The following is a 13,342-nucleotide window of genomic DNA, read 5'->3' on the forward strand; positions in this document are numbered from 1 at the left end:
ATCAGAGAATTTTACTGGTGACCGCGAGTTCACGGCTCGATCCCGGTATCGTGCCGTCTTCGTCGCCCTTTGCGACGCTCATATCGTTGCCGCGCCAGACAAATGTATTTCCGGCCCAGCCTTCGACCCAAAGAACCGGCAACAGGGCGTCGCGCAGCATCCAGGCGAATGGCGAGTACCAGCGCAGATGCCAGCCCGCGGCGCGCGCCAACAGCACTTCCGCTCCGAACCAGACCGTGAGCAACCCGAAGACTGCCTGCGGCGGGTCGAAATCGAAGCCGGTCGCCGCGACGACGGCCGCAGCTGCGGGCAGAGAGAAACCGGTGAGAATCTCGGGCGCGTAAAAGATTGGGAAGGTCGCACGGCGCAGCCTCGCCCAGCGCACCTGCCGGTCCCAAACTTGGGTCATGGACCTCGGACCCAGGGGCTGCTCGAACGGGCGGTCGACGAGGCGGACGTCAAGGCCATGGGCCCGCACGATCTTCGTCGCGGCCGCATCTTCCGCAATCTCGGCGCCCAGCGCTTCGATGCCGCCAGCGGCATCGAGAACGTCGCGACGCCACAGCATCGACTTGCCCTGGGCAAACCCGAAGCCGATCGTATCGGCGGCGCTTTGCCAGCGCGCCTGATACGTGTTGAGAAAGGCGCACTCAAGCTCCGCCCAAAATCCGATCGGATGACTGCCGACGGGGGGCGAGCAGACAAGGCCGACGCCGGGCTCGAAGCTGCGGAAGAGATCGTCGAGATAATCGGCCGGCATAAGGACGTTGTCGTCCGCCAGAACGATCCACCGATGGCGCGCGGCCGCCCAACCCTTGACGATGTTGTTGAGCTTCGGATTGCTCGTCGGCCGCTCATCGCCGATCAGTAGGCGCGCCTCGATATTGGGGTAGACGGCCATGAGCTTGCGGACGAGAGGGACCGCTGAATCGTCGTCGCGGGCGGCGCAGAAAATGATCTCGTATCCGGATTGGTCGAGTTCAAAGGTCGAACGCAGCGTCATTTCGGTGAAATGATCGGCTCCGCAGACCGGCCGCACGATGCTGACCGGTTCGATGCTCAACCCTCGCGCGCGGGTTTTCGGCGTCAGAACGCGATAGAGAGCCAGGGCGACCGTTACGAGATGCGTGGACGCCGCCAAGATGCAGAAGACAAGAGCCGCCGTCGTGACAAGATCGGCCATAGCTCCTCCGTCGACAAGAGTGAAACCGCTGCATTTCAGGATTCAATGAAATATCGACGACGGTTGCACGACAGCTTTGCGACACCCAACAAAAATGAGGCCAAACGTGTGGTAAAGTAGGGGGTCTTCCACACTTGATGACGTGAACGATCGTCAAAAAACGGTGCTTGCGAACTGTGGCGTCACGATTTCGGAGGAGCACTCGCGAAGCGCCGCACGCCGTTCGTCAACAGGTACGCACCGGCTAAGGCCGCCGCGATGAGGCCGGCGACGCCTGGCAGGCCGTCGTTCAGATTGGCCGTCGTGAGAATTTCATAGGCGATGGCCGCGCCGATCAGTCCGCCGAGGGTCGCGACGGCCGTATTGAAAACCCCTCTGATCGACAGGCCATAGAGAATGCCGACGATCAGGCCCGGATACATCGAAGGCCAGAAATGGTTGTCCATGAAAATCCCTCGCTTCGGTGTGCGCCTGCGCCAGCTAACACGGCGGCCCAGGGATCGGGATTGATACCAGTCAATGACGGCGTCAGCGAGGGGACCTGTCCAAAGACTTCTCGTCGCGGCCCTTTGCTGTGCGCCCTAAAAAGGAGACCGGCAGTCTTTTGAACTGCCGGTCTTAGTACCGGCTCGCGCGAAGATACGAGCGGGTCCAGGGAGGGAAAAAGCGCGCGTGGGCTTAGTCTTCGAAGGCTTCCTAGAACTCCGACGAAGGACCGATCGGCGCGAGTTCTGGATGCGGCTCCGGTGATGGTTCGTTGCGTGAGGCGACGACAGTCAAGTGCGGCCGCCTCACTTCAGCAGACGGCCGTTCCGTGCTTGGCCCCGCGTCGCGCTTTGCCGCAGTGGGGCGGTATCTGTGGTCGGTCATGCCGCGAAGACCTCCCTCTCGGCACTCGCCCTTCGACGACGGCGCCGGCTTGACGCATGCGATGCCGCCGCTCGCTCGGCGAGAAACGCATTCGCGAAGCGGCGACCTTCGAGCGCGCGGTAGTCGTCAAGGGCAGCATGAAAGAGATAGTCGCGTTCGCCGACGTCGCGAATGATAAGCCCGGCCTGCTCGTCACCGACCTCGATAACGTATGATTTGGACATGTCTTCTTTTGCCGGCTGCTGCCGGCATCCTCTGATATTCAATATGTGAGCGGGAAAAGGGTGGGTCTAAGCTGCGTTTGTTAGCAGCAGCAACAACAAGACCGCATCCGAGAGACGCCGCTCATTATGTCGCGAGGAAAAAGAAGATTTGAGATCTTATGGGTCATAGCGGTCTCCTTTGCGGAGCCCACGAGTGCATCGTGGAGCTTAGCGTTTGATGACGCGGCGCAAGTCTCATCTAAATCACCGCGGGCGGCACGACATTGTGCCGACGAGGACCATCAAAGCCTCGATTGGCGGTCCGGATCAAATAAGAAGAACTTCATTGCTTAGAACCGACCCTCATGGGCGACGGAGCGGTCCGGAAGCTCGATTTGCCGCGCCATTCGACCAGCACTTCATGCCACTTTGCCAATCGCGAGATCTGGCGCTAAAAAGCTGAAGTTGTTAGGCATTTCAAATCTCGACAAGCCGGGCTTTGAGATTTGGATTATAGGCTGGCGGTGTCCGCGGTTTGATGGGATATCCTACCCGCCAAATACGAGGGATAGAGACCATGAAGATTTGCATGATTGGGGCCGGATATGTCGGGCTCGTCTCGGCCGCATGTTTTTCTGATTTCGGCTGGACCGTGACCTGCGTCGACAAGGATCCGGATCGCCTGGCGGACTTGAAGGCAGGGCGTTCACCGATCTACGAGCCCGGTCTCGATGATCTTTTGGAACGCAACATCAAGGCCGGACGCCTTCTGTTCAGCGATAATCTCGGCCCGGCCGTCGCCGATGCCGATGTCGTCTTTCTCGCGGTCGGCACACCGATGCGGCGCGGGGACGGATATGCCGATCTTTCGTATGTGTACACGGCCGTCGAGGAAGCGGCGCCCCATCTTCGAGACTTTACCGTCGTGACAACGAAGTCGACGGTGCCGGTCGGCACGAGTCGCGAGATCGAACGGCGACTGAAGGCGAAACGGCCAGACGCCGATGTCGCCATCTGCTCGAACCCGGAATTCCTCCGCGAAGGATCCGCCATCCAGGATTTCACCCATCCCGACCGTGTTCTCGTCGGCACGGACGACGAGCGCGCGCGTGAGGTGATGGGTCGTCTTTATAAACCGCTGGCGCTGCGTGGCTCGCCGGTGATGTTCGTCGAGCGTGAATCGGCCGAACTCGCGAAATACGCGGCGAACGCTTTCCTCGCCTTGAAGATCAGCTTCATCAATGAAGTCGCGGATCTCTGCGAGAGCCTCGGGGCGGACGTGCAGGAGGTTGCTGCGGCCATCGGCAAGGACCGGCGCATCGGCGACAAGTTTCTTCACCCCGGCCCAGGTTACGGCGGATCTTGCTTCCCGAAAGACGTTTCGGCCCTCATCCGCACGGCGCGCGAAGCCAAGTCGCCGGTGTCGATCATCGAGCAGGTCGAGCGCGTCAATCATGAACGTAAACTCGCCATGGCCATCCGGGTGATAGACGCGGCGGGCGGGTCTGTTCGCAACAAGACGATTGCCGTGCTGGGCCTGACCTTTAAACCCAACACCGACGACATGCGCGACGCCCCGAGTCTCGTCATCGTGCCGATGCTGCAGGAACGCGGGGCGACGATCCGTGCATGCGATCCGCAAGGCCGGCGCCAGGCGGAGCCTTTGCTTCCTGACATCACATGGTGTGACAACGCCAATGAAGCCGCAGAAGGCGCCGACGTCCTGGTTGTCGTTACCGAGTGGAACGAGTTCCGGGCGCTCAATCTCGCGGATATAAAGGCCCGCATGGCTGGAAAGACCATCGTCGACCTTAGAAATGCGGTGGATGCGGACGCCGCTCGCGATCTTGGCTTCAGCTACTCGGGTATCGGCAGGGGCAACGTCGGGCCTTCGACGTTCGAACAGAACGGCCACGCAACGCCGGCAGACCTGCATTCGGCACAAGCCGCAAAATAGCCGGCCGCATTCGTCCCGCTTCGTGTTGCAGATGGCCCTCGCCGCGGTTGCTAGGCCATCACGTTGACGTGCCACGAATTTCCTGGCCCCGGTATTTTTCTCCGTCGCCCATGCCACGATGACGACCTCGCGCAAGCTTCGAATAGGAAGCTCGCGGCCAAAGCGCGAGGAGTCACTTTTTCATGGCAGCGACGAAAACCATTGCTGGCGGCGGCATCGATCTCGGTCTGGGTCAACGCGACGCCGGTTTGGCTATCGGCGTCATCGGCATCCTCACCATTCTCTTCCTGCCGCTGCCCGCCTTCATGATGGACCTCGGGCTCGCGCTCTCGATTGCCCTATCGATCATCATCCTCATGGTTGCGCTGTGGATACGCCGGCCGCTTGAGTTCTCGGCATTTCCAACGATCCTGCTGATCGCGACGCTGTTGCGGCTATCGCTCAACGTGGCGACGACGCGCCTTATTCTATCGCAGGGCGCGGAAGGTCCGACGGCTGCCGGTCACGTCATTGCGGGCTTCGCCGAGTTCGTCATGGGCGGCAACTTCGTCATCGGCATCATCGTTTTCATTATCCTCGTGACGGTCAACTTCGTCGTCATCACGAAGGGCGCGACGCGCATCGCGGAAGTCGGCGCACGCTTCACGCTCGATTCGCTGCCCGGAAAACAGATGGCCGTCGACGCCGATCTGTCGTCGGGATCGATCGACGAGAAGGAAGCCATTCGCCGCCGACGGGACCTCGAGGAAGAAAGCCAGTTTTTTGGCGCCATGGACGGCGCTTCGAAGTTCGTTCGCGGTGACGCCATCGCCGGTCTGATCATTACAGCCGTCAATATTTTCGGCGGCATCATCATCGGCGTGACTCAGCACGACATGCCGTTCGACCACGCGGTCGACACCTTCGTGAAGCTGTCGATCGGCGACGGCCTCGTGACGCAGATGCCCGCTCTTATCGTCGCGCTCGCAGCTGGTCTTCTGGTCTCGAAGGGCGGGACGCACGGATCGACGGAAGGCGTCATCGTCGCCCAGCTTGGCAATTATCCGCGCGCCCTGTTGGTCACGGGCGGCGTCATGTCCCTGCTTGCGCTCGCTCCTGGCCTACCGCTTCTTCCCTTCGCGGCGATCGGCGGCATTCTTACCTTCACGAGCTTCGGACTTCTGCGCCAGAAGGCCGAAGGAGAACATGCGGCGGAACTCGCCAATACCGCAACACAGGCTCCGTCAGCCGAAGAACAATCGCGCCAATCCATTCGCGATCAGCTCAAGACCACGGAAATCGAGATCTGCTTCGGCAAGCAAATTTCGACCGTGCTAATGCGGCCGACCAGCGATCTGCCGCAGCGCGTTGCAAAGATGCGGCGTAAGTTCGCGAAGCAATACGGGTTCGTGGTTCCGGAAATCCGGCTTACGGAAGACCTTTCTGTTCCGACGAAAAGCTATCAAATCAAGGTTCACGGTACGGTCGTTGCAACCGCCGAGCTACGGCTCGGAGACGTGCTCGTCGTCGTCGGCGACGGACCGAAGCCTGAGGCGCCGGGCGATGAGACACGCGAGCCGGCGTTCGGCATGAAGGCCCTCTGGATTCCTGACATCTTCACCAATGCGTTGAAGCGCGACGGCTTCGTGCCCGTCGAAAATACTTCAGTGCTGCTCACGCACGTCGCCGAGGTCATCCGCAATAGCTTAGCGCAGCTCTTTTCCTACCGCGATCTCCGGGCGCTGCTCGAACGGCTCGATCCGGAATATCGCAAGCTGCTGGACGAAATCTGTCCGTCGCAGATTTCCTATTCCGGGCTGCAAAGCGTTCTGAAAATGCTTCTCGCGGAGCGCATCTCGATCCGGAATTTGCATCTTATCCTCGAAGCGGTCGCGGAAATCGCGCCGTTTACACGCAAGGCCGAGCAGATTTCCGAGCACGTCCGCATGCGCCTTTCAACGCAGATTTGCGGCGATCTCAGCGAGGGCAATTACCTCAAAGTCATTCGACTCGGAAACCGCTGGGAACTTGCGTTCCACCAAGCGCTGAAGCGCGATGGGAAGGGCGAGGTCGTCGAATTCGACATCGAGCCACGCCTTATCGAGCAGTTTGGAGCGGATCTCGCGCGCGCCGTGCAGCCGCTGATGGATGCAGGGCACCAATTCGTTCTCGTAACGGCGGCCGAAACACGGCCCTACGTTCACACGGTGACCGAGCGCCTTTACGGAACGCTGCCCGTTCTCTCACACCTCGAAATCAGCCGCGGGGTTCAGATTCAATCTCTCGGCTCGGTTTCATGAACGAGATCACGCATGAAACACTGCTCGTTCCGTTCATCGTATTCTGCAGGGTCGGCGCTTGCTTCATGGTTCTGCCGGGCATTTCGAGTGAGCGAATTCCGGTTCAACTTCGCCTCTTCGCCGCAGTCGCCGTCGCGCTGGTTCTGACGCCGCTCGTTTACGACGAGGTGCGCCCCGAGTCCGGCGAAACTTCGAGCAACTTGCTATCGATTATCGTCATCGAATCTCTCACCGGCATTCTTCTGGGCTTTCTCGTCCGTATTCTCTTCCTGGCGCTCGAGTTCGCCGCCACCGCCATGGCAAATTTCGCCGGCTACGGTTCCATTTTCTCGCACGCGATCGACAACAACGATCCGTCCTCGCCCTACGCTTCATTAATAAACGCGCCGGCTATCGCGCTGTTCTTCATCACCGATCAGCACATCAACGTCATTCGCATGCTGCAAAGGTCGTATGAAAGCCTCAAGGTCGGAACGGCGATCGCCGCGCCGCCGAACATGCAATTGATCGTCACGAACTTCGATTCGGCATTCAAGTTGACCGCACAGCTCAGCGCCGCGCTCGTCGTTTATTCGATCATGATCAATCTCGCATTTGGCTTTCTGAACAAAATGGTTCCCCAGATCCCGATCTATTTCGTATCGACGCCCTTCGTCGTGCTCGGAGGGCTGCTCATTCTGTTGCAGATCGATAAATCGGTTCTCGAGATCTTTTCCTCGCTCGTCACGCAGGCGATTCAAAACTTGGGTCAGCATGGCTAGATCGTCGAAGAAAATTCGCAGGCTCGTCGATCTCTTTCATAACCTCGAGACCACCGAAAGAGCGAAAGTCGGCGAGTTGACACGGCAAATTGGCGAGCTGCGGGCAGCCCAGGACGAGCTTTTGACGCGGCTCGCAAATCCAACCGCGGAAACCGAACCGTTCCTGGATCTTATGTCGCGCAGTATCGGCAGCATGGACCGCCGCCTAGGCCGCCTGGCGAAGGAGCAGGAAGGCGCGATCCAACGCTACGCGCAAGCGGCAGGGCGCACGCACGGGGCGTCTGCTCTGCTGGCCGACGTAAAGGCGGATGAGGGGCGCAAGGCTGAGCAGAAGGACCTCGAAGCGTTGCTTGAATTCCAGCAATCTCTGGCCGCGCAAGGCCGGTGTAAGTCTGTTCGTTCAACCTGATACCGTCACTTCATCCCGCAACGAAACGCCATATGCCGATCATACCATCGATTACCGCCGCCGATCAGGCCATGTGGGCCGCCCGACAGAACGTGCAGGCGACGCCGTCCGGCAACGGCAACGCCGCGCAATCCGCTTCGCAGGTGCAAATCGGCGATGGGCGGCAGAAAAAGATCAAGGACGTCGGACAGCAGTTCGAAGCGCTATACCTCCGGCAGATGCTCGAAGAATACCTGCCGAAAGATTCCGCAGCACTGTTCGGCGAAGGCACCGCCGGTTCCGTGTGGCGTTCGATGCTCGCGGACAACATGGCAACGACACTGTCGAAGTCCGGCACGATCGGAATTGCTCAAATCATCATGAAACATGAACCTGACGGTTCCAAAGGATAACAGATATGAGCGCCCCGGTGGTAGACGCGAACATTCGACCTTCTCAATCTTCGACTGATGCCGTCGCACTCGGAGGCAGCGCCGCGCATGGCGGCCGTCGTGGCGCCCCGCAGCATCGGCCGTCCGTTCATGATTCAGAAGCGGCGCGCGGGGTCGTCTTTGCGGTCCTGCGCCGTATCGAAGGATATCTCGACGAGGAGACGGTCGCGCTCGATAAAGCGCCGAACTTCGACCTTAAGGCTTCGAACGATCGTAAGAGCCAGGGTCTCGTCGATCTCAATCAAGCGATGCGGCGTCTGAAAAGCAGCGACGTCAATCAAGATCTCGAAATGCGGCTGCAGATGTTCCGCGAAAAACTCGCGATCAATTTGCGCAAGATCCGCTTGCATCTCGACGCCGTCAGGGAAATCACGGCTATGCTTTCCGAGGCAATCCAGAGTGCCGAATCCGACGGTACGTATACGCGGAACATCGGCCCGTATCGGAGCGCGTTGTGATCCGGACTCTGATTCTGGCCGTTCTCACCTGCTTATCGACCATCGGCGGCCTCTACGGCGCGATGACGTGGAAGGCGAACGCCAATGCATCGAGCAGCCAGGAACCGCAAAGCAAACTTCAGATGATGAAGACGCGCATGGTCAGCGTGCCGCTTCTGACCGACGGGCAGGTTCTCGGCTATGTGGTGATGCGACTGCAGTTCGTCGCGGATATGGATCTTGCGAAGCTCAGCACGGTTCAGCCGGACGTCTTCGTTGCCGATGAAGCCTTCCGCCTGATCTACGAAAAAGCGCCAGAAGACATGAAGACCGGACGCAAGCAGGTGATCAACGAGCTTGCCGCGAGTGTTGCAACCGGCGCGAACAAACGCATGGGCCGAGACGTCGTCAAGGACGTGATGATCGATAGTTGGGCCTATCTCTCCAAACAAGACATGATGAGGAAACTATGACCTCGATTGATAGCGACTTCGGCTTCGATGCCGTCTTTCGGAAATCCGCAGCCGAACTCAAAGTGCGTTTGACGCGCGATGCGGGTCTTATGAGTAAGCCGCAGCCGTCGGGGCGGCGCGGCGGTATTGCGGCGTTTTCCGTATTCGCCGGACTTGGGTTTCTGTCGCTCGCGATCTTCGCGATCGGTTATTCAGCTCTGCAATCGGATTCGCCCGAGATCTGGATCCACCGTTTGATGGCGCTCGCGATCGTGCAAAGCATCCTGATCGGCGCCGTGACGATGAAGCTGCTGCCAGTCATCGAACGCCGCAGTTCACTCGTGCGGATCGGCGCAGGCGTGAAGGGGGCGCGGGCTATTATGCCCACGCGCAGGACGCCGCCGCTACGCATCGACCCGGTTCCGCCGCCGCTGCCGCAACCGGCCCAGCCTGTCGTCGGTGGTCAGCTCGCAGGCCGAGACTTTCTGGAATACGAGGATGGATCGATCGAGATCGACACGCTTGTCGGCCGCCGCCGTTTCGTCTCGGTCGAAGCTGCGCGGGAATTCGTCGGCTCGTAAGGCTTAGCCGGTCACCGGCCAGCTCTCGAACTCTTCGAACTCTCCGGTCGTGTCGCCGCTTGCAGCATTTCTGCCGGTCAATCGCTCGGAGACGTCCGCGAGTTTAACGGTTTCGGCGGCACGCCGGACATCGACTTTCCATTCGGGAGAGACGTGCCCAGAGAGCCCGTGGAGAAAATCAGCCACCGCGCCGAGATTTTGACAGAGCCGGTCTAGGCTCTGCAATTCGTAGATCGATTGCGAACCGCCGAAAGCGCCGGCGACCACGAGATTGCCGATCAAGCTCTGGAGATCTCCTGCCGAGTCCGCCAGCATCCGCACTTCGTTGGAGACTGTGAGAAGCACGTCCGGAACCGGCAAATTCGTCTGCCGCTGGTCGTTATGGTCGCCGCTACCGTCATTTGTCATCGTCTTATTTCCTGACTGCGGCCTCTAGAAAAGTTCGAGCTCGCCGGCATTGCTATCAACCGACTCAGCGGGAAGCCGTGCTGGCAGTTCCGTGTCCGTCGGGCCGGTAAGCATGATCTGCCGCGCGCGCCCAGAGACGGGCCAATACTGAATGCGGCGCCCTTGCAATCCGCCGGTGCTGCCGCCAGCGTAGGAAATTCCCTCGGCTTGAAGGAAGCGTTGTGCGAAGTCCGCGTTCTTCTTTCCGATATCGGAATGAGCCCGCATGGTGCGGGCGCCACCGAACAACTTCGCCTCGAGACGATCGCGGCGAGCGCCCGCCTTCAAGAGGCCGTTCACGAGCAGTTCCATGAGGTGCACGCCCATGCGCTCGGCCTCATCGTTTCTTGCCGTACTCAGATTTCCCGGTAGCAGGAAGTGATTTATTCCGCCGACTCCAGCGAGCGGATCGCGAATGCACGCGGCCACGCACGATCCGAGGATCGTCGTCACCATGACGTCTCGGTCCGCGGAGACGAAGAATTCGCCCTGAATGATGTGGACGCGTTTATCCGCTGAGAGTGCGGGATTCATGTCAACTTCCCAACCACGGCCTCGATGCAGGCTTTCAATTGCGGCACCGCGAAGGGCTTAGCCAAAAAGTTGTTGAGGCCCCACTTCTTGCCTTCATCGATCAGAGCCTTGTCGCCCTTGCCCGTGACCAGGATAAAACCGACCTTGCTCGTCGGTGCGTGCTGGCGGAGCGCTCGAAGCAATTGGATGCCGTCGATCTTTGGCATGTTGTAGTCCGAGATGACGAGGTGGCATGGCGCCGTCATCATTATCTTGAGTCCCTCTTCGCCGTCCTTGGCGACCTTGAACGACTTCAATCCGATCTGATCGAGACCATCCGTCAGCAGCGCGCGGCTGACAGAGGTGTCATCGACGACCAAAATCGAGAGTTGCTGCATTGACGGCATGACTTTGCCTCCTAGTTCTTCTTGTTCGTTGACGTTTCCGCGATGATGGCCGAGGCCAATTTATCTAGCGGGAGCTGCTTCTCGACCGCGCCCGCTTCGAATGCCGCTTTCGGCATCCCGTAGACGATGCAGCTTCCTTCGCTTTGGCCGAATGTTTTGGCCCCCGCGTTGCGCATCGCGAGCAATCCGGCGGCGCCGTCCCTGCCCATGCCCGTTAAAATCACGCCGACAGCGTTGCCTTTGCACGAGCGTGCGACCGACTCGAACAAAACGTCGACCGATGGGCAGTGGCCGTTGACGCGCTCGCCTGATTTCAATCGACAACGTAAGTCGGCGGTTATCTCCAAGTGCTCTGTGCCACCCGGCGCGAGAAATACGCTTCCCGGAACCAGCTTCGCCCGATCCGTCGCTTCCTGAACCTTCGGCGCGCACAATCTATCGAGACGGTTTGCAAAGCTCCGTGTGAACGCCGGCGGCATATGCTGCGTGATAACGGTCGGCGGACAGTTTTCGGGAAATTCCGAAAGGAGTGCCATTAGCGCTTCGACGCCACCGGTCGAAGCACCAATCGCGAGAACGCGCCCGTCAGCAACATACGATTTATGCGAGACTCGGGAATTCGTGGCGTTTCTAGCGTTGGCCTCGGAATCGGCGAGCGGACGAACGCGCGCGGACGCGGCGATCTTGACCTTGTAGGGCAGCTCCTCGAAGCTGTGCTCATTTCCGGGGCGCGGCTTCTCGATACAATCAATCGCACCGAGTTCGAGCGCCTGAATTGTCTCGTCGGCGCCACGCCCGGTCAATGTCGACACCATGATCACCGGCATCGGTCGCAGGCGCATGATCTTTTCGAGGAAATCGAGCCCGTTCATGTTGGGCATCTCGACGTCGAGAGTCACGACATCCGGATGAAGCGCCTTGATGGCTTGGCGCGCCTGAATGGGATCTTCCGCTTGACCGACCACTTCAATATCAGGATCTCTCGCGAGCGCGTTCGCGATCAAGCCACGCATGGTGGATGAGTCGTCGACCACAAGCACCTTGACCTTCTTCATGACGCCGCTCCGCCTTTCTTGCGATAGGTGGTGATGCCATCAGTGGACAGCGATGTGCTCGCAGGGCCGGAAACGCGTTCGGAATGTCCGATATAAAGTGCGCCGTGGTCTCGCAGCAATCGCCCCAATCGGGTCCAGATCATGCTTTGCGTTTCTTGATCGAAATAGATCACGACATTCCTGCAGAAGATCGCGTCGAACGGACCGTTGAACGGCCACGAACCCATGAGATTGAGTTCGCGAAATGAAACGAGGGATCGCACTTCATCGGTGACGCGCATCATGGAGTCTCGGGCATCGCCGGCAACGGCCGCAAACCCCTTGGCGCGCAGGTTCGGGGGAATATCCTTCAGCTCTTCTTTTTGATAGCAGCCGTTCTTGCCGTGGGCCACAACGTGAGGATTGAGGTCAGTCGCGAGAATGCGAATGTCGAGGGACGCAGCGTCCGGGATGGCGGACAGGACCGTCAACGCCATTGAATACGGCTCTTGCCCGGTGGAACAGGCGGCGGACCAAAGCCGGATTCGCTTTCCGCGGCGGGCGGACTCTGCGAGCGGCGCCAAGATTTCAGTTCGAAGATGCTCGAAGTGATGCGGCTCACGGAAGAAGCGCGTGACGTTTGTCGTCAACGCAGCGATCATACTGTTGCGCTCTTCGTCGTCCTCCTGAACAGTGGCGCAATAATCGGAGAACGTCGGGATGCCGAGGGCGCGAAGACGCTTGGCGAGACGCGAATAAACGAGCGTCGCCTTCGACTGGGGCAAGTCGATGCCGGCTTCCGCCTTAGCAATGCGCGCGATCTCCCGAAAATTCGCGTCGGAAAACGCGAACTCGCCTGTAACGAGGGCGCCGGATGAAGCCGACAAATCCGCTTTCTCAGCCGGGGTCATGCGGCCGCCTTAGCGCTGATTGGCAGCACGCAATCAAGCGAGACGATGCTGATCATCCGACCGTCGATCGCATATACGCCTTTGACGAAGGTCTTGGCCAAGTCGGATGCAATATCCGGGGTAGGCTGCATCGATGCTTCCGACACGGTCAGGATGTCCGATACGGCGTCGACGAGAAGACCGACCACCTGCTGGTTTATCTGCACGACGATGATGACGCTTCTCGGAGTCGGCTCAGTCAATCCCAATCCGAATCGCATGGCGAGATCGACAATGGGCAGAACGGCGCCACGTAAATTGATAACGCCGCGAACGTAAGCCGGAGAATGCGGCAACGGTGTCGCTTGGGTCCAACCGCGGATTTCGCGGACCCCCATGATGTCGATGCAGAACTCCTGCGCTCCGACGCGGAACGCAACGAATTCGCGATTAACGGCATTTGCAGACAAATGGAAGTCTTGCATGAG

17 protein-coding genes are annotated in these 13,342 nt (G+C 59.5%); 8 read left to right on the forward strand and 9 right to left on the reverse strand.

Translation table 11 applies throughout. The features are described 5' to 3' along the window. Window position 1: 1 nt before the first annotated feature. The 3 genes from WC811_RS11215 to WC811_RS11225 all read right to left on the reverse strand — a co-directional run bounded on the left by WC811_RS11215 (window position 2) and on the right by WC811_RS11225 (window position 2,277). Complete coding sequence (locus tag WC811_RS11215; RefSeq protein WP_372644451.1) at window positions 2–1,183, reverse strand: ceramide glucosyltransferase; 1,182 nt, start codon at window positions 1,181–1,183, stop codon at window positions 2–4. A gap of 182 nt (window positions 1,184–1,365) precedes the next feature. Beyond that, window positions 1,366–1,629, reverse strand: coding sequence for a hypothetical protein (locus tag WC811_RS11220; RefSeq protein ID WP_372644454.1), 264 nt, complete (start codon window positions 1,627–1,629; stop codon window positions 1,366–1,368). Between the two features lie 420 nt (window positions 1,630–2,049). Continuing rightward, window positions 2,050–2,277 carry a hypothetical protein gene (locus tag WC811_RS11225; protein WP_372644456.1) on the reverse strand — a complete coding sequence of 76 codons (228 nt, stop codon included), beginning with the start codon at window positions 2,275–2,277 and terminating at the stop codon, window positions 2,050–2,052. Window positions 2,278–2,794: 517 nt separating this feature from the next. Between WC811_RS11225 and WC811_RS11230 the strand changes: the two genes are divergently transcribed. The 8 genes from WC811_RS11230 (at window position 2,795) to WC811_RS11265 (ending at window position 9,563) form a co-directional block, all read left to right on the forward strand. Next, window positions 2,795–4,213, forward strand: coding sequence for a UDP-glucose/GDP-mannose dehydrogenase family protein (locus WC811_RS11230; RefSeq protein ID WP_372644458.1), 1,419 nt, complete (start codon window positions 2,795–2,797; stop codon window positions 4,211–4,213). Window positions 4,214–4,395: 182 nt separating this feature from the next. Further along, complete coding sequence (gene flhA, locus WC811_RS11235) at window positions 4,396–6,492, forward strand: flagellar biosynthesis protein FlhA (RefSeq protein WP_372644460.1); 2,097 nt, start codon at window positions 4,396–4,398, stop codon at window positions 6,490–6,492. Beyond that, on the forward strand, window positions 6,489–7,253 hold the full coding sequence (locus WC811_RS11240; protein WP_372644462.1) for a flagellar biosynthetic protein FliR: 765 nt from the start codon (window positions 6,489–6,491) through the stop codon (window positions 7,251–7,253). The genes flhA and WC811_RS11240 overlap by 4 nt, the downstream gene beginning before the upstream one ends. Then, window positions 7,246–7,662: a hypothetical protein gene (locus tag WC811_RS11245; RefSeq protein WP_372644464.1), complete on the forward strand. Its 417-nt coding sequence runs from the start codon at window positions 7,246–7,248 to the stop codon at window positions 7,660–7,662. The genes WC811_RS11240 and WC811_RS11245 overlap by 8 nt, the downstream gene beginning before the upstream one ends. 32 nt (window positions 7,663–7,694) lie before the next feature. Continuing rightward, complete coding sequence (locus tag WC811_RS11250; protein ID WP_372644466.1) at window positions 7,695–8,054, forward strand: rod-binding protein; 360 nt, start codon at window positions 7,695–7,697, stop codon at window positions 8,052–8,054. A 5-nt stretch (window positions 8,055–8,059) separates the two neighbouring features. Then, window positions 8,060–8,551, forward strand: coding sequence for a hypothetical protein (locus WC811_RS11255; RefSeq protein WP_372644468.1), 492 nt, complete (start codon window positions 8,060–8,062; stop codon window positions 8,549–8,551). Continuing rightward, entirely contained in the window at window positions 8,548–9,003 is a 456-nt protein-coding gene (locus WC811_RS11260) for a flagellar basal body-associated protein FliL (RefSeq protein WP_372644470.1), read from the forward strand. Before WC811_RS11255 ends, WC811_RS11260 begins: the two co-directional genes overlap by 4 nt. Continuing rightward, on the forward strand, window positions 9,000–9,563 hold the full coding sequence (locus WC811_RS11265; protein WP_372644472.1) for a hypothetical protein: 564 nt from the start codon (window positions 9,000–9,002) through the stop codon (window positions 9,561–9,563). The genes WC811_RS11260 and WC811_RS11265 overlap by 4 nt, the downstream gene beginning before the upstream one ends. 3 nt (window positions 9,564–9,566) lie before the next feature. On the opposite strand, the gene WC811_RS11270 is transcribed toward WC811_RS11265, so the two are convergent. Genes WC811_RS11270 through WC811_RS11295 form a run of 6 tightly spaced genes read right to left on the reverse strand, consistent with a single transcriptional unit; the run spans window position 9,567 to window position 13,339 of the window. After that, window positions 9,567–9,971, reverse strand: coding sequence for a hypothetical protein (locus tag WC811_RS11270; RefSeq protein ID WP_372644474.1), 405 nt, complete (start codon window positions 9,969–9,971; stop codon window positions 9,567–9,569). Between the two features lie 24 nt (window positions 9,972–9,995). Further along, window positions 9,996–10,544 (reverse strand): chemotaxis protein CheD, encoded by a 549-nt coding sequence (locus WC811_RS11275; protein WP_372644476.1) that lies wholly within the window; start codon window positions 10,542–10,544, stop codon window positions 9,996–9,998. Beyond that, a complete protein-coding gene (locus WC811_RS11280) occupies window positions 10,541–10,930 on the reverse strand; it encodes a response regulator (RefSeq protein WP_372644478.1) in 390 nt (129 codons plus the stop codon). Before WC811_RS11280 ends, WC811_RS11275 begins: the two co-directional genes overlap by 4 nt. 11 nt (window positions 10,931–10,941) lie before the next feature. Further along, entirely contained in the window at window positions 10,942–11,985 is a 1,044-nt protein-coding gene (locus tag WC811_RS11285; RefSeq protein ID WP_372644480.1) for a chemotaxis response regulator protein-glutamate methylesterase, read from the reverse strand. Continuing rightward, window positions 11,982–12,875, reverse strand: a complete 894-nt coding sequence (locus WC811_RS11290; RefSeq protein WP_372644482.1) for a protein-glutamate O-methyltransferase CheR — start codon at window positions 12,873–12,875, stop codon at window positions 11,982–11,984. The genes WC811_RS11285 and WC811_RS11290 overlap by 4 nt, the downstream gene beginning before the upstream one ends. Next, window positions 12,872–13,339, reverse strand: a complete 468-nt coding sequence (locus WC811_RS11295; protein WP_372644484.1) for a chemotaxis protein CheW — start codon at window positions 13,337–13,339, stop codon at window positions 12,872–12,874. The genes WC811_RS11290 and WC811_RS11295 overlap by 4 nt, the downstream gene beginning before the upstream one ends. Between the last annotated feature and the right edge of the window lie 3 nt (window positions 13,340–13,342).

This window comes from Hyphomicrobium sp., from assembly GCF_041659645.1.
GTDB lineage: Bacteria > Pseudomonadota > Alphaproteobacteria > Rhizobiales > Hyphomicrobiaceae > Hyphomicrobium_B.

Bases quoted from the DNA above. Each gene is read 5' to 3' on its own strand.
- WC811_RS11215 (WP_372644451.1), bottom strand. From the start codon at position 1,183: ATGGCCGATCTTGTCACGACGGCGGCTCTTGTCTTCTGCATCTTGGCG.
- WC811_RS11255 (WP_372644468.1), top strand. From the start codon at position 8,060: ATGAGCGCCCCGGTGGTAGACGCGAACATTCGACCTTCTCAATCTTCG.
- WC811_RS11250 (WP_372644466.1), top strand. From the start codon at position 7,695: ATGCCGATCATACCATCGATTACCGCCGCCGATCAGGCCATGTGGGCC.
- WC811_RS11270 (WP_372644474.1), bottom strand. From the start codon at position 9,971: ATGACAAATGACGGTAGCGGCGACCATAACGACCAGCGGCAGACGAAT.
- WC811_RS11280 (WP_372644478.1), bottom strand. From the start codon at position 10,930: ATGCCGTCAATGCAGCAACTCTCGATTTTGGTCGTCGATGACACCTCT.
- WC811_RS11285 (WP_372644480.1), bottom strand. From the start codon at position 11,985: ATGAAGAAGGTCAAGGTGCTTGTGGTCGACGACTCATCCACCATGCGT.
- WC811_RS11230 (WP_372644458.1), top strand. From the start codon at position 2,795: ATGGGATATCCTACCCGCCAAATACGAGGGATAGAGACCATGAAGATT.
- WC811_RS11290 (WP_372644482.1), bottom strand. From the start codon at position 12,875: ATGACCCCGGCTGAGAAAGCGGATTTGTCGGCTTCATCCGGCGCCCTC.
- flhA (WP_372644460.1), top strand. From the start codon at position 4,396: ATGGCAGCGACGAAAACCATTGCTGGCGGCGGCATCGATCTCGGTCTG.
- WC811_RS11295 (WP_372644484.1), bottom strand. From the start codon at position 13,339: ATGCAAGACTTCCATTTGTCTGCAAATGCCGTTAATCGCGAATTCGTT.
- WC811_RS11240 (WP_372644462.1), top strand. From the start codon at position 6,489: ATGAACGAGATCACGCATGAAACACTGCTCGTTCCGTTCATCGTATTC.
- WC811_RS11220 (WP_372644454.1), bottom strand. From the start codon at position 1,629: ATGGACAACCATTTCTGGCCTTCGATGTATCCGGGCCTGATCGTCGGC.
- WC811_RS11265 (WP_372644472.1), top strand. From the start codon at position 9,000: ATGACCTCGATTGATAGCGACTTCGGCTTCGATGCCGTCTTTCGGAAA.
- WC811_RS11225 (WP_372644456.1), bottom strand. From the start codon at position 2,277: ATGTCCAAATCATACGTTATCGAGGTCGGTGACGAGCAGGCCGGGCTT.
- WC811_RS11245 (WP_372644464.1), top strand. From the start codon at position 7,246: ATGGCTAGATCGTCGAAGAAAATTCGCAGGCTCGTCGATCTCTTTCAT.
- WC811_RS11275 (WP_372644476.1), bottom strand. From the start codon at position 10,544: ATGAATCCCGCACTCTCAGCGGATAAACGCGTCCACATCATTCAGGGC.